Source organism: Bhargavaea ginsengi (genome assembly GCF_900109165.1).
Taxonomy (GTDB): domain Bacteria; phylum Bacillota; class Bacilli; order Bacillales_A; family Planococcaceae; genus Bhargavaea; species Bhargavaea ginsengi.
The window spans coordinates 474,746-487,859 of sequence record NZ_FNZF01000001.1 but is presented as its reverse complement, the minus strand read 5'-3'; the positions used below and the strand labels follow the sequence as shown (position 1 = coordinate 487,859).

Annotated in this window: 12 protein-coding genes; 3 read left to right on the top strand and 9 right to left on the bottom strand. The window is 51.8% G+C overall.

All coding sequences use genetic code 11. From position 1 onward, the window contains the following. Positions 1-54: 54 nt before the first annotated feature. The 5 genes from BMX91_RS02320 to BMX91_RS02300 all read right to left on the bottom strand — a co-directional run bounded on the left by BMX91_RS02320 (position 55) and on the right by BMX91_RS02300 (position 4,405). The gene (locus BMX91_RS02320; protein WP_092049464.1) at positions 55-1,023 is read right to left on the bottom strand and encodes a proline dehydrogenase family protein; all 969 of its coding nucleotides are present in this window, start codon (positions 1,021-1,023) and stop codon (positions 55-57) included. 144 nt (positions 1,024-1,167) lie between these two features. Next, positions 1,168-2,550 (bottom strand): NADP-specific glutamate dehydrogenase, encoded by a 1,383-nt coding sequence (gene gdhA, locus BMX91_RS02315; protein ID WP_092049462.1) that lies wholly within the window; start codon positions 2,548-2,550, stop codon positions 1,168-1,170. Between the two features lie 196 nt (positions 2,551-2,746). Beyond that, a complete protein-coding gene (locus tag BMX91_RS02310; RefSeq protein ID WP_092049460.1) occupies positions 2,747-3,382 on the bottom strand; it encodes a YfbR-like 5'-deoxynucleotidase in 636 nt (211 codons plus the stop codon). A gap of 103 nt (positions 3,383-3,485) precedes the next feature. Next, positions 3,486-3,818, bottom strand: a complete 333-nt coding sequence (locus tag BMX91_RS02305) for a general stress protein (protein WP_092049458.1) — start codon at positions 3,816-3,818, stop codon at positions 3,486-3,488. A 59-nt stretch (positions 3,819-3,877) separates the two neighbouring features. Further along, positions 3,878-4,405: a sigma-70 family RNA polymerase sigma factor gene (locus tag BMX91_RS02300; protein ID WP_177168231.1), complete on the bottom strand. Its 528-nt coding sequence runs from the start codon at positions 4,403-4,405 to the stop codon at positions 3,878-3,880. Between the two features lie 319 nt (positions 4,406-4,724). On the opposite strand from BMX91_RS02300, the gene BMX91_RS02295 reads away from it, so the two are divergent. Together BMX91_RS02295 and BMX91_RS02290 are read left to right on the top strand one after the other, a co-directional pair. Next, positions 4,725-5,246, top strand: a complete 522-nt coding sequence (locus BMX91_RS02295) for a cupin domain-containing protein (protein ID WP_092050733.1) — start codon at positions 4,725-4,727, stop codon at positions 5,244-5,246. Positions 5,247-5,362: 116 nt separating this feature from the next. Further along, positions 5,363-6,019, top strand: a complete 657-nt coding sequence (locus BMX91_RS02290; protein WP_092049454.1) for a hypothetical protein — start codon at positions 5,363-5,365, stop codon at positions 6,017-6,019. 92 nt (positions 6,020-6,111) lie between these two features. Here the strand turns inward: BMX91_RS02290 and BMX91_RS02285 are convergent, their stop codons facing one another. From BMX91_RS02285 to BMX91_RS02270, 4 genes are all read right to left on the bottom strand, one after another. Then, entirely contained in the window at positions 6,112-7,440 is a 1,329-nt protein-coding gene (locus tag BMX91_RS02285) for a GTPase family protein (protein ID WP_092049452.1), read from the bottom strand. A 133-nt stretch (positions 7,441-7,573) separates the two neighbouring features. Further along, positions 7,574-7,987: a pyridoxamine 5'-phosphate oxidase family protein gene (locus BMX91_RS02280; protein ID WP_092049450.1), complete on the bottom strand. Its 414-nt coding sequence runs from the start codon at positions 7,985-7,987 to the stop codon at positions 7,574-7,576. Between the two features lie 86 nt (positions 7,988-8,073). Then, positions 8,074-9,531: an alanine/glycine:cation symporter family protein gene (locus BMX91_RS02275; protein WP_092049447.1), complete on the bottom strand. Its 1,458-nt coding sequence runs from the start codon at positions 9,529-9,531 to the stop codon at positions 8,074-8,076. Positions 9,532-9,685: 154 nt separating this feature from the next. Further along, positions 9,686-12,205 carry a bifunctional 2',3'-cyclic-nucleotide 2'-phosphodiesterase/3'-nucleotidase gene (locus BMX91_RS02270; RefSeq protein WP_092049445.1) on the bottom strand — a complete coding sequence of 840 codons (2,520 nt, stop codon included), beginning with the start codon at positions 12,203-12,205 and terminating at the stop codon, positions 9,686-9,688. Between the two features lie 556 nt (positions 12,206-12,761). On the opposite strand from BMX91_RS02270, the gene BMX91_RS02265 reads away from it, so the two are divergent. Then, on the top strand, positions 12,762-13,055 hold the full coding sequence (locus BMX91_RS02265) for a WXG100 family type VII secretion target (RefSeq protein WP_092049442.1): 294 nt from the start codon (positions 12,762-12,764) through the stop codon (positions 13,053-13,055). Positions 13,056-13,114: the final 59 nt, after the last annotated feature.

Here is a 13,114-nt window from a genome sequence, read left to right as displayed (position 1 = left end):
CTGACCAGATAAAAGGACCGCCCCCGTAAATTCGGGGGCGGTCCTGATTCGTGATCAACGGCGCTTCGACATGCGCCCCAGCAGGAAGGCACCTGCCGCAAGGGCGATGGCGGCATTGGTCTTCGGTGTAAATACCTGCTTGGCGACCAGATTCAGGTTCTGAGGACGCTCAGCCAGACGGCGCATGAAGTAGCCGTACCAATCTTTGCCGAATGGTACATATGTCGTGAAATTATAGCCTTCGGCTGCCAAGTCGTGCTGCATATCACGGCGGAACCCATAAAGCATCTGGAACTCGAAATTGTCCCGTGGAATCTGGTTTTCTTCCGCGAATTTCTTTACATGATCGATGACATGGTGATCATGCGTCGCGATTGATGTGAATTTACCGTGAAGAAGATGGTACTCGATCAATTTGATAAAGTTGCGATCGATTTCTTCCTTCTCAGTAAAAGCGACGTTTGCCGGTTCCTTGTAAGCACCTTTCACGATGCGGAGCCGGTAGTCCTTATAGTCCCGGATATCGTCTTCCGCCCGATGGAAGTAGGCCTGGATGACCGTACCGACATTTGAGTAGTCTTTCGAGAGCTCATCCAAAATATCAAACGATGGCTGGAGGCGGGCATAGTCTTCCATGTCGATGTTGACGAACATGTCATATTTTGCGGCAGCCCCGACAATCTCCCGCAGGTTGGACAGGGCAAAGCCGTAGTCGATGTCCAGGCCGAGCTGGGAAGCCTTTAGGGAGATATGCGCATCGACTCCCGCCTCATGAATCGCTTCCACAACGCCCAGAATCTGATTCTTGGCAGCGGCCGCCTCCTCGCGGTCATGGACGAATTCCCCGAGATTATCTACTGTAGCGGATATTCCGCATTTATTTAATTCCTTTATTGTTTCAATAGCTTCATGAATATCCGTACCGGCCACGACACTTTGCGCGCCGAGCTGAAGGCCGTATTTCTGTGCGGCAGCGTTCAGGAACTGATTTTGGGAAAGACCGATAAAGAATTCTTTAAGCATATCAACGGCTCCTTGCCATATGTATTCGTTTTCGAAATTATTATACCACTAGTTTGACTTGTATGGGCTTTCATGTGAGGATTTTTTGCCCCCAAGAGAAAAACTCCCCGAAAAAGGGGAGTTGGGGTGAAAAAAATATTTGCATCAATGCAGGCCGTGGACTACCATGGCATCCGCGACTTTCCTGAAACCGGCTATATTTGCGCCGACCATCAGGTTATTCTTGAAGCCATACTGCTCTGCAGTTTCTACACAGTTTTTATGAATGTCTTTCATGACGCGGTGCAGCTTTTCATTGACTTCTTCAGCTGTCCAGGAATAGCGCATGCTGTTCTGGGACATTTCCATAGCGGACACTGCAACGCCGCCGGCATTGGCTGCCTTGGCCGGGCCATAGTGGATGCCGTTCTCGATAAACATGTCGATCGCTTCCTGGTCGCATGGCATATTCGCACCTTCAGCAATTGCAATCAGGCCGTTTTCAATGAGTCTAGCAGCAGACGCTTCATCGAGTTCATTTTGTGTGGCACAAGGAAGTGCAATTTCACACGGGATTGACCAGATGTCCGCGCAGCCTTCCGTGTAGGTCGCATCCGGGTGGAACATGACGTAATCCTTGATCCGGCGGCGCTCGACCTCCTTCAGTTGCTTGACGGTGTCGAGATTGATCCCGGCAGGGTCATATATATAGCCGTTTGAATCGCTGCAGGCAATGACTTTTGCGCCGTATTCGATTGCTTTTTCCATCGCATAGATCGATACGTTGCCGGATCCGGATACGATAGTGGTCCTGTCCTTAAGGTTCAGCCCATGGTGCTTGAGCATCTCATCTGTGAAATAGACAAGGCCGTAGCCTGTCGCTTCCTTCCGACCGAGGCTGCCGCCGCTTTCGGGATCCTTCCCGGTAAAGACGCCTGCTTCGTAAGCGTTGCGCAGTCGCTTGTAGTGGCCGAACATGTAGCCGATCTCACGCTTGCCGACACCGATGTCGCCCGCAGGGACGTCCGTATCCGGACCGACATGTTTGCTCAGTTCGGTGATGAAGCTCTGGCAGAAGCGCATAATTTCGCGGTCTGTCTTGCCTTTTGGATCGAAATCGGCGCCGCCTTTGCCGCCTCCGATCGGAAGACCTGTCAGCGCGTTTTTGAAAATCTGCTCGAAGCCCAGGAATTTGATGATGCTGTCATTGACGGAAGGGTGGAAGCGGAGCCCGCCCTTATACGGTCCAAGCGTACTGTTGTATTGGACACGGTAACCGCGGTTCACATGGACCTTCCCGTTGTCGTCTTCCCACGTCACCCGGAATGAAATGATCCGTTCGGGTTCGACGATCCGCTCCAGAATGCCGTCCCGGATGTACTCGGGGTGCTGTGCAAAGACGGGGCGAAGAGAATCGAAAATCTCACGGACCGCCTGGAGGAATTCTTTCTGTCCAGGATTGCGCCGTTTGACGAGTTCGAAGACCTGATGAACATAATCGTTTGCGTTGCGCCGTGCCTCTTCCTTAACGTCTCTGACCATCTGCATGTTGCATCATTCCTTTCCTGGAACCGAAAAAAGGAACCGGCTTGGATTCCTTGTTCTTTTCCGTCTATGTTTTCTCAGAAAATGCTATGAGTCTGATTTCATAATTATACACAGTACCTCAAGCGTTTTCAATACCGAATTTTCGGATTATGGCATTTAATAGCAATAGTTCAAACAACATTCACATTTTTGGCGCTTAATTTTTTTGGTCATTCAGGATCCGCATGGTGAGGCTTTTGACGTCGACCGCTGTCTTTTCACTGACGACATCTTCAAGAATGACATCTCGGAAATAGGTAACGCTCTGTTCAAGCGGCATATCCAGGATCTTTGTCAGAGCGATTTCATACATCTGGATAAAATCAGGCTCGGTATTTCCCCGCTTGAGTTCTGCGTATGCTTCATAGAACTGGTCAAGTTTGTCGGCGAGCTCAAGAAGGCGTCCCTCCAGGGTGCCGTCTTTGCCTTCTTTCATCCTATGGAAAAAGACCTCCTGGAACGCTTCCGGGATCTCCCTGAGGATGAACTTTTCCATCATCTTTTCCTCGACTGTGGCCAGCATCTGTTTAAGTTCGGGGGAGGAATGCTTGACGGGCGTCTTGATGTCTCCAATAAAGACTTCGGCGAAGTCATGGTTGATCGTTTTCTCATAAAGGGACTTCCAGTCAACATCCGCCCCGTGCATTTCTTCAAGCGTGCCGAAAAACATGGCATATTGCGCCACTTTCCATGAATGTGCGGCAACATTATGCTCTTCGAATTTGAATTTGCCGGGTGCGCGGATGATCCGTTCCAGGTCGTTCATACTGGTGAAAAAACTATGAATGCCCATGCTGCTTCCTCCTTTCTTCATTTGTGCGGCTTTTCATCAGTTTATGCACATCCGTTTATAAGTGCTGAAAACGCCGCCCGGATCGGACGGCGTTTCAGCTTGCTTATTTGTCCGTTGCGTCCTGGGCAACGAGGACAAGGCGACCTTCATCCAGCACCTTCTCGTACTCGTCTGCTTCCTGTTGGGACAGCCCGACACCTTGGAATTCGGAGCGGAGTTCATCGCCGCGCTTTGCGACGAGATTCTTCATTCCTTTGAAGAAGCCGGTATCGCTCATGCCTGCTGTTTCTATATCGAGGGCTTCCGCGATGTCTTTTTCCCGGTCATCAGAGTGTGCGAACAGATAAATGTGTTCCTTGTCGTATCCCTGTGTGACGAGCTTATTGATTTCTTCGCGTGCCTGCAGGCCGTTTTCAACTGTGATCACTTTTGCCATTTGCAATCCCTCCTGGAATTCTTATCATTTACGGTTATCTTTACCCGCGGGACATCCGGCTAAACAGAAGCTTCCTCTTCGATCATCGCAGTGATCTGATTCCTGAGTCTTGCCAAAATGCGTTCACGCCGCTTTTTGATGCCGGGAATGGAGATTCCTGCAATCCGTGCGCATTCAGCGTAGGGCATGCGCTCCGCAAAGAGTCTGGTGAGCAGGAGCCGGTCCTCTTCGGGCAACCGTGCCAAGGCCTCACGCAGCAGCGGGAGCCTGTCGTCGGGGAGCGGCGCATCTGCATGGGGCCCATGCCGTCCCACCAATGCCTCTAGCACTTCGGGACCGACGGCTGAACCCGCATCCGCGTGACGGCTTTCTTTTTTCAATTCATCCAGCATCGCTCCGCGGATCGTCCGGTATGCAAAGGGAGCGAAATGGCCACGGTTGCTGTCGTATCTTGAGCATGCCTGGCAAAGCGCAAGGCGCGCCGCCTGACGGAAATTGTCATGATCGCGGCGAATGTTGAGCTGGCGTAGCATGGCGGAAATCATCGGTTCATATTGCATAATGAGGTCTTCTGTGTTCGGCTTCATCGGTCGGCCTTTCCGGCCGTGCACGGCGCAACGTTTTCCCGGGTACATTCAGCCTATAAAACCTGTGGGCGGCGGTCGAAACCGATAATGTGATTGTCAAATGCTCAAAATCCGATTTTGAAGGTGGCAAAATTGGATTTTGGCGCATCTCTTTGTCAGAAAGCAACGTTATTAAGTGAGAAAAGACCTATTTAAATGCCCCGGAGGTATTTTGAAATTGAAATTTGGCAGTACGGAAAAAGGAAACGGTTAGCGAAACGGCAGACGGGTAAATGATAAATAGAGCAACTATGGAAGAATGGAAGAAAGGACGGATCAGATGGATATTCAAGTACAATCGTTTTTCCTGAAAGAAGACGGACAGATTCCGAATAACCCGGCGCTTCCGGTCATTTTCTACCAGAATGCATTTGACGGGGAAGACGGCGGGCGCAGCCCCGAAGAGATCGAAGCGGCATTCAACAGCCATGGTTGGACAAACAGCTGGTCTGGGGATGTTTATGATTATCTGCACTATCACTCCAATACACACGAAGTGCTGGGTGTACGACGCGGAACCGGGACGATCCTGGCGGGAGGGGATTCCGGACAGAGGCTCGAGGTCAAACCGGGAGATGTGATTTTGCTGCCCGCCGGCACGGGACATATGAAAGTGGAATCGTCGGATGACTTCGAAGTGGTCGGCGCCTATCCCGAAGGGGCGGAACCGAATCTGATGGAGCGCGATCCGGCCAAGGCAGCGCAGGCGAAAAATACGATCGGCAATGCCGGTATCCCCGGACAGGATCCGGTATACGGAGAAGACGACCAGAGTCCGATGCGCCACAAGTGGATCAAATGATCAAATGCCAGGCCTCCGCTGCCCGCGGAGGCTTTTCCTATGGCTCCAAAAGATGAAGATATGCGGAAAAAGCCGTATAATGAGAGAAAAGGACTTCATGAAAGGGGGAGTGCATCATGGAAGAAAGGGACAAGCGCCCGGCGGGACCGTATCCGGATTGGCCGGAGGCAGGCGGTTGGCTCGCTAGGCGGAAGAAACGTGCGGAGCTTTTGGACTATTATTATCCGAAAGGGCAATATGAAAAAGAAGCACGCAGAGAGATGGCGGCAGTGCTGGTGGAGTTTGAGGAAAAGTTCCGGCGCTGGTATCCGGCCCTTCCCGACTCCGGCTACGCTGTGCTTCATCAGGACAAGCCCCGGCGCCACAGCCGCGGTGAAGACGTGCGCGAGGCAGTGAAGCTGTACAGGGCCAAAAATATCGGCTACGGCAAGCTAAGCCGGATCCATGATGCACTTGACCTGTATTACTTGATGGAGTCGCAGTCCGTGTACTATAAGCAGGAAATCGACAAAGCGGCGCAGGCACAAAAGTGGATCGGGGAAGATCACTTCAGCGAATTCTTTCCGGAAGTCGCCGAGTGCATGCAGGAAAGGCTGAGAGGGCTTGTCCGGAGCGGCTTTGATACCCTGCTGAAACTGCAGGAACGCCAGCAACAGGCGGAGATGACGGTTCGCCGCCTCGTGGAAGGAAAAGGGGCTCTCTGGTCCAGAGCCGCAGAGCTTGCCGGTGATCTCCTCATGTATCCGGTCCGTCAAATGGGCAAAAAGAAATAAGACGGCTGCAACCCGCATTTGGGGCAGCCGTCTTTTTCAATGTGCGGGTACTTACTTTGCACATTATCCGTTGCATAAGGGTGTATATTCATTCACTCTAACGGATTTGTTTTGCTTTCACTTTTCTGTTCTTCCTCGAACTCTTTCTGGGCCTCTTTGACAACCTGCTGGAGTTCATTTTCGGGAACACCTCTCAAATAATAGGCGGTGGCGGCTTTGCCGATGGCATAGGTGCCACCGCTGGCAATGGAGGCACTGAGCGCCGAGCCGGCTCCAGGGAATACAAGATTCGCAAACTTGCTTCCCTGCTGGGCGACCATTCGCAATGTAAAGCCAGTTGCACCGATGCCGCCAAGTGAGATCAGCAAATCCCTCGCTGTCTTGAATTCCAGTTCCCTGCCGGACAGGTAGGCGATGATCATCATGAGCATCGACTGAAGGGTGAGGAGTACGGCGATGTCCGACGCGATGATCGGGCTCAGGGCTACGGTCGCGCTGAGCGCGGAAAAGATCCGGATAAAGCGCTCAGCTATCCTGGTCGCCACCCGGTTCAGCCGGACCGTCAGCCCAAGATGGATGGCTGCCCGGACATCCAGGCTTTCCTCCAAAAAATCCAGAAGTTCCTCAATGCCTTTCCGGCCGTCAAAAGCGATTTCGGGATGGTCATGCTCGCCATCCGGGACGTTGTCGGGATCCCGGCTCCATTCGATGTAAGAGGAGACCGGGAGAATCGCAGTTGCATCCAGCCCGTACTGCATGAAGATGCGTTCCAGCTGTCCGGTTTTTTCTGCGATCAGATCGATCTTGTCTTTCGGGTACAGGTCAGGTTCCTTAATGCGGGAAGGGTTCAATTCGTCGATATGCGTGAGGATCGCGATCAGCGGCAGTTCGCCGCCCGTTTTTTCCATGAGCTGCTTGGTGATGAGGACATCTTTATCGATATGTGCCCGCTCCGTCGCTTTCTGAAGAAAGAGGAGCGCGTCCGGCCTGAACTCACGGATCACCCCTGCAAGTTCATCTTCCGCTTTTGTATCAAAGGTCTCCGATTCTCCGATGCCGCGCGTGTCGATGACTTCAAAGTAAACCTGTCCTTCAGACTCGTAGGTGAACCTCCTGGCTTTTTTCGTGCCAATCTCCACGTCACTGACTTCGGCAAGGTATTTTCCGCTCATTGCATTGATCAGGCTGCTCTTACCGACGCCGGTCCGTCCGACGAGAACGAATCGGGGAGGGCGTGGGTTTTTGAGGCCTTCCAGAAGGGCGTTCAGATCCTCGTCGTCCGTAATGGCATCGATCAGTTTACGCCGCTGTTTTTGCGAGATCAGGTTTCCCGGCACCTTGTCAATGAGTTGTTCTATGTAGTTGTTCAAGTTTCCGATATGGCTCAGACGCTTTTGCATTTCCTCGAATTTGGGATTCACACCATTCTCTCCTTTTCTGGGGACCGCCCGGCATTAATTATTCAACTATACCCCGTGACAGTTGGCCTGAGACATCCTGAACATTCTAAAAAGCCCTTCCGGCGGAGAATAACCGGAAGGGCTGAAGTTTTCCTTAAAACGATACGTCATGCGGAGGCTGTCCTTTTTTGTTCATGACACGCATCGCATCAGGTTGTACTTTCAGGATCACAAGATTAGGATCATCAGGTCCTTCGAAATAGCTTTCCATCGCATCATTCCAAACCTTGTCGATCAGGCCTTCGTCATCCGTGACCTCGGCAGTTCCCATGATTTCCAGGTAATCGTCACCAAAGCCCTCGCCTTCGTAACCAATCAGGATATGGGTGTGAGGATTGGCCTCAAGTTCATCGACCTTATCAGTCTGTTTCGAGGTGGCCGTGTACAAGGTGAAGCCATCATTGAAAAATGTCATGTATCGGGTAAACGGCTTGCCGCCTTGGACGGTTGCCATTGTGCCGACCATGCTTTCATCAAGTATTTTCTGTGCAGTTGCTTTTGTGTCCATCAGGTTCCCTCCCGTGTTTGAAATTCTCCCTTTACTATTCCCTGGGGGAATCCAAATAAACGGTCACGACGGCAGGGAAGAGGGAATCACTTTTTCCGGTCTTCGTAAAATGCTTTGAAATTTGGATCCGGGATGCCCACTCCAAGCTCGCGGGCTTTGTAGTCCCGGAGAAGTTCGAAGAAACGTTTGCTCAGGAACAGAAGGACAACCAGGTTGATGAATGTCGGGATGGCAGTCGTGATGTCGGCGAAGTACCAGACGTATTTGCCCGGAAGCTCGTAGTATACCGCATAGATGACGAGCAAGAGTCCGGGAAGCGGATAGAGGAGCTGGAAAAACTTCAGGACTTTATTTTTCAGCGATGCCTGCTCAGGCTTTCCGAAAACTTGTCTCAACAGGATTTCATAGTATGTGTACCAGCCGCTGGTCGTCGTAAGGCCGAATAGGAAAACGGATATCGTGATGACGTAGCGGCCAACTTCACCGATGCCCTCTTCAAAAGCTGCAAGAGTGAGCGATGCGCCGTCCAGGCCGCTCGACCACAATCCGGTGATGATGATGGTCAGTGCAGTGACTGTACAGATAACAATCGTATCGATAAAGACTTCTGCAGCGCCCCACATGCCCTGTTTGACCGGATGGTCGGTCTTGGCGGTGGAGTGGATCATCGGAGACGTTCCCCAGCCGGCTTCGTTGGAGTAGACTGCGCGGGCAACGCCCATCTGGATGACCTGCGCCACAGCTGCCCCGGTAAATCCGCCGACCGCAGCCATGCCGGTGAATGCACTGCCAAAGATCAGGCCGAAGACAGGGAAGATGTCTCCTGCATTCGAAAAAATGATATACAGTCCTGCCACCAGATAGAATAGGCACATCGCCGGAATCAGCTTGGCGGCCGTTTCACCGACCCGTTTGATGCCTCCGAGGATGATCAGGTAAATTCCGACTACGTAGATGATGGACGACGGGATCAGCCCGAAACCGAACGAAGAATCGATTGCTTCGGCGACCGTATAGTTCTGGAGCGTAATGAAGAAAGTCGAGAAGATCCCGAAGCCGAAGAGAAATGCGGGGATCCACCAGAACTTGAAGTTCTTTTCTTCTCCGAGCCCTTTTTGCATGTAATAGGTCGGTCCGCCGTATGGGTCTCCCTTCTCATCGGTGCTTCTATAATGGACGGCGAGCGTGACTTCGACCATCTTTGTCATCATGCTGAAAATGGCCGTAAGCCACATCCAGAAGACGGCACCGGGTCCGCCGACCGCAATCGCAGTCGCGACTCCACCGATGTTGCCCACGCCCACACTGCCGCCGATTGCCGTGCTGACTGCCTGGAATGGCGTGAGAATGCCTTTTTCATTTTTTGAACGCTCCCGTTCTTCTTTAGAAAACACTTTGCCGAATGTCGCCTTGAAAATATGCGGCAGATGAAGTAGCTGATAAACCTTGCTTCCGATAGTGAAATACAGCGCAACGAACAGGACCGTGAAGATGAGCGGCAGCCCCCAGAGCCACCCTACGATTTTTTCCAATAACAGATCCACAGACACTCCTCCTCAACTCTCGATTTTTCAAACCTATGTATCTTCCTGCCGGAGATAGAACCTATCATAGCGTGATTTGACCTGAAATAATAGATTTTTTAGATAATTTAACATAAAAACATCCCCGCACGTCAGGTTGCGCGGGGATAAAGGCTTATTTCTTCGTATATAGAGAGATGACTTTTGCTGCATGAGCCCGTACGGCATGGCCCTGCGGGTTGAAGTTGCCATCTTCGCTTCCGGTCATGAAGCCGAGTTCATAAGCGGCATTGACTTCTTCCTCGAACCAAGGGGAGACGGAATCACCGTCAAGGTAGTCAGCCTCGGCTGTTGCTTCGTATGGCTTGCCGATCTTCACCGAGTAGGCACGGACGACCATGGCTGCCATCTGTTCACGGCTGATCAGGTTGGCCGCTCCGAAGTTATCCGCTGTCCGGTTCGTGATGCCGGCCTCAATCGCAAGATCGAGTTCTTCCTCGAACGGAAGGGTGCCGTCGCTCAGGCCCAGGGAACGGACCGTCATGGACATGAACTGTCCGCGGGTGATCGGCTTTTCAGGTCCGAATGTGCCGTCCGGGAAGCCCTTGACGATCTTCATCGAGGTGAGGTGGTCGATGTAAGATTTCGCCCAATGGCGGTCGCTTACATCCGGGAACGATTTGATCGGCTCAGGACCAGGGATGACTTTGCCACCGAGCTCGAACGTGAAGATGCCGAAGCCGTCTTCATCCGTCTCGCCCGTATAGGTGATGTTATCTGTCGCATATTTCTCGGCTTCCGGGCTGGACTTGAATGTCAGGACCGGATCTCCTTCTATCGGTACGATCGACCAGTTGTTGTCTGCTGCAGGATTGAGTTCCTTCTGCTCCGAGATATAGTCCATGAGCACCTGGCGGTTTTCCTCAGCGGAATCGACGATCAGCGGTGCACCCGCGACATGAGGGAAGTTGCCGCTTTGTCGGTAGTTGTTCATAACGACAACGAATTCCTGGTTCTCGTCTACCGGCTTGCCGTCATAAACAAGGCTGGTAACGCGGCTTTCTTCTGCATCCGTCCGGTTGCCGTCGGCATCGTACTTCGCAGGTTTTGTGATGTCGAATTGATAGGTAAGCCCATCAATCACATCAAAATTGTAGGAACGGAAGTCAGGGTTCAGGAGTTCCTGAGGCCCCTCCGCATCCGGATCAATCGTATTGAAGTTCGCCGCTACGCGATCGAGGTAGTCACGGATCTGGCTGCCTGTCAGCAGGACCGCCTTCAGCGTATTGTCATACAGATACAGGTCTGCAGCGCTTCGGATTGTCAGATCACCGGCTGCAATATCTGTGAAGTCCGCAGCACCGTTACGGCCGGCCTTGAACGGTGCACCGACGGAAAGGATCGGCGTCTCTTTGTATTCCGGAGCGTTCAGTTCGATAAAGTCCTTGGCATAGGCTTTTTGTGCTTCCGTCACGATCTGGATGGATGGATCGTCCTGTACCAGGGCGAAATAACTGTGGATCGGAGAGGTGGTCGTACCGATCTTCGTTTCCGTGTATTCGACAGTCGCCTCATGGTATGGCTTGATGTCCTCTGTAAATGTCCCGTGCATCTCGTAATCCTTCACCGCGCGGACTTCTGAGCTGCCGTCAGTCACTTTCCAGCCATCGCCGTCCGGTTCGATGGTCAGGTCGATGACGCCGAGATATTCCCCGCCATACCCGGCTTCTGTTGCCGGAATGCCGTTGATGGTTCCTTTTTCCGCATCGATGGAGGCGACGACATCATCTCCGTCCATGAAGTTGGAGCCGAGAGTTCCGCCTGCAGGAGCAGGGAAGATGTCATGGGCATGGGAGAAGGTGATCGCATCAACGCCTTCTACCTGGCTAAGCGGGAGAACAGCGTTTTCAGCTTTTGTTCCGGCTTCCGCCGATTTGTCGAATCCGGAGTGGGCCATCGCGATGATGACATCCGCTCCTTTTTCTTTCATCTCCGGAATGTATTTTTCGGCGGATTCCGTGATGTCCTTGGAAATGACCTTGCCGTCCAGGTGTGACTTGTCCCAGTTCACAATCTGAGGGGCGACAAAGCCGATGTAACCGATCTGGATCGTGTGGGTGTTGCCGGCTTCGTCGGTCACTTCCTTGTCAACAACCTCATACGGCTCGTACATCAGCTCATCATTGTCCGGGTTGTCATCTCCGTCATCTTTGTACACATTGGCACTCAGGTACGGGAATTCCGCCTTTTCGTATGTCTTTTCCAGGAAGTCGAGGCCATAGTTGAATTCATGGTTGCCGAGGACGGCTGCATCGTAGTCCAGCAGGTTCATGAGTTTGATGACAGGGTGTACTTCATCATCCCCGACAGGGTTGACCGTCGCATAATACGTGCCAAGCGGTGTCCCCTGAATGGTGTCCCCGTTGTCGACAAGCACAGAGTTTTTCACTTCAGTTCTTGCCGCCTCCACTGCTGATGCGACCTTCAGAAGACCTAAGTTCTCGTTGGCTGCACCTTTATAGTAGTCGTAGCTGAAGAGGTTGCTGTGAGTGTCGGTCGTCTCCAAAATCCTCAGCTTGACGGCATCTCCCGGAACTTCCGCCAGTACATTGACGGGTCCGGGCGATGCAAACAGCATTCCGGCTGACAGCAGCAGCGCCCCGGTAACCTTAACCGCTTTTTTAGAATGGTTCATCCATCGATCCTCCAATTCAGTTAATTGAAATCCCTTTCATTCTATCACTATCGAATGTTAACGGCCTATGAAGTTTGTATGAATTTGACCAAGTTTAGGTAAACTTTCAGCCCTATATTACTTTGAATAAGAGATAGCTTAGTTCAAGGTAAATGGAAAGAATAAGAAAATGAAAATGAAACTTTGTGCCTTTGAATGTTGGGTTGGAACCAGACTTTTATAGCCGAAAAAATCGATTATGTAGGGATAAAGGTCTAATTGAATGTAAGCGTCTGTTTAATAAATGCTTTTCTCACCTCATGCTATTCCGGTCGGTGGAGGTCTTTTGTCACGTTTTCGGGAAGGGGTCATCGGATGCGTTTTTGACATTGTTGTGACTGGATGTTATTCAATTAAGAGGAACATTCGGGGTGTATCCGCCAATAGGAATACGCTGCAATGTTTTTTGTGAATCACCCGACAGGCTGCGCGCTGTTATTGTGGATGGAGCCAAAGCCGGAAATACCTGCGAACAGCAGTTATTTTAATATGAAAGTTTGAAAAGGAGATGGATGGAATGTCAGGAATTATTCGCGTAACCCCTGCCGAACTGGAAGCGATGTCCAACCGTTACAATAACGAATCCAGCGAGGTTTCGGCTCAAATCGGCCGTCTGGACGGCATGATCGCTGAACTTCAGTCTGCATGGGAAGGGGCGTCCAGCCGTGCATTCGCGGAACAGTACGAGCGCCTGAAGCCGCACTTCATCGACATGCAGGACCTTCTCTCTGAAATCGCTGTACAGCTGAACCGCACCGGCCATGCCCTGCGTGATGCGGACGAGCAGATTGCAAGCCAGATCCGCAGCTGATTGCTGGATGGAATAGTTGAGCGCCTTTCAAATTATCCGGAAGGCGCTTTTCCTTCATT

Coding starts and splice junctions, on each gene's coding strand:
- BMX91_RS02320 (WP_092049464.1), bottom strand. CDS start 1,023: ATGCTTAAAGAATTCTTTATCGGTCTTTCCCAAAATCAGTTCCTGAAC.
- BMX91_RS02290 (WP_092049454.1), top strand. CDS start 5,363: ATGGAAGAAAGGGACAAGCGCCCGGCGGGACCGTATCCGGATTGGCCG.
- BMX91_RS02310 (WP_092049460.1), bottom strand. CDS start 3,382: ATGGGCATTCATAGTTTTTTCACCAGTATGAACGACCTGGAACGGATC.
- BMX91_RS02295 (WP_092050733.1), top strand. CDS start 4,725: ATGGATATTCAAGTACAATCGTTTTTCCTGAAAGAAGACGGACAGATT.
- BMX91_RS02300 (WP_177168231.1), bottom strand. CDS start 4,405: ATGAAGCCGAACACAGAAGACCTCATTATGCAATATGAACCGATGATT.
- BMX91_RS02305 (WP_092049458.1), bottom strand. CDS start 3,818: ATGGCAAAAGTGATCACAGTTGAAAACGGCCTGCAGGCACGCGAAGAA.
- BMX91_RS02280 (WP_092049450.1), bottom strand. CDS start 7,987: ATGGACACAAAAGCAACTGCACAGAAAATACTTGATGAAAGCATGGTC.
- BMX91_RS02265 (WP_092049442.1), top strand. CDS start 12,762: ATGTCAGGAATTATTCGCGTAACCCCTGCCGAACTGGAAGCGATGTCC.
- BMX91_RS02270 (WP_092049445.1), bottom strand. CDS start 12,205: ATGAACCATTCTAAAAAAGCGGTTAAGGTTACCGGGGCGCTGCTGCTG.
- gdhA (WP_092049462.1), bottom strand. CDS start 2,550: ATGCAGATGGTCAGAGACGTTAAGGAAGAGGCACGGCGCAACGCAAAC.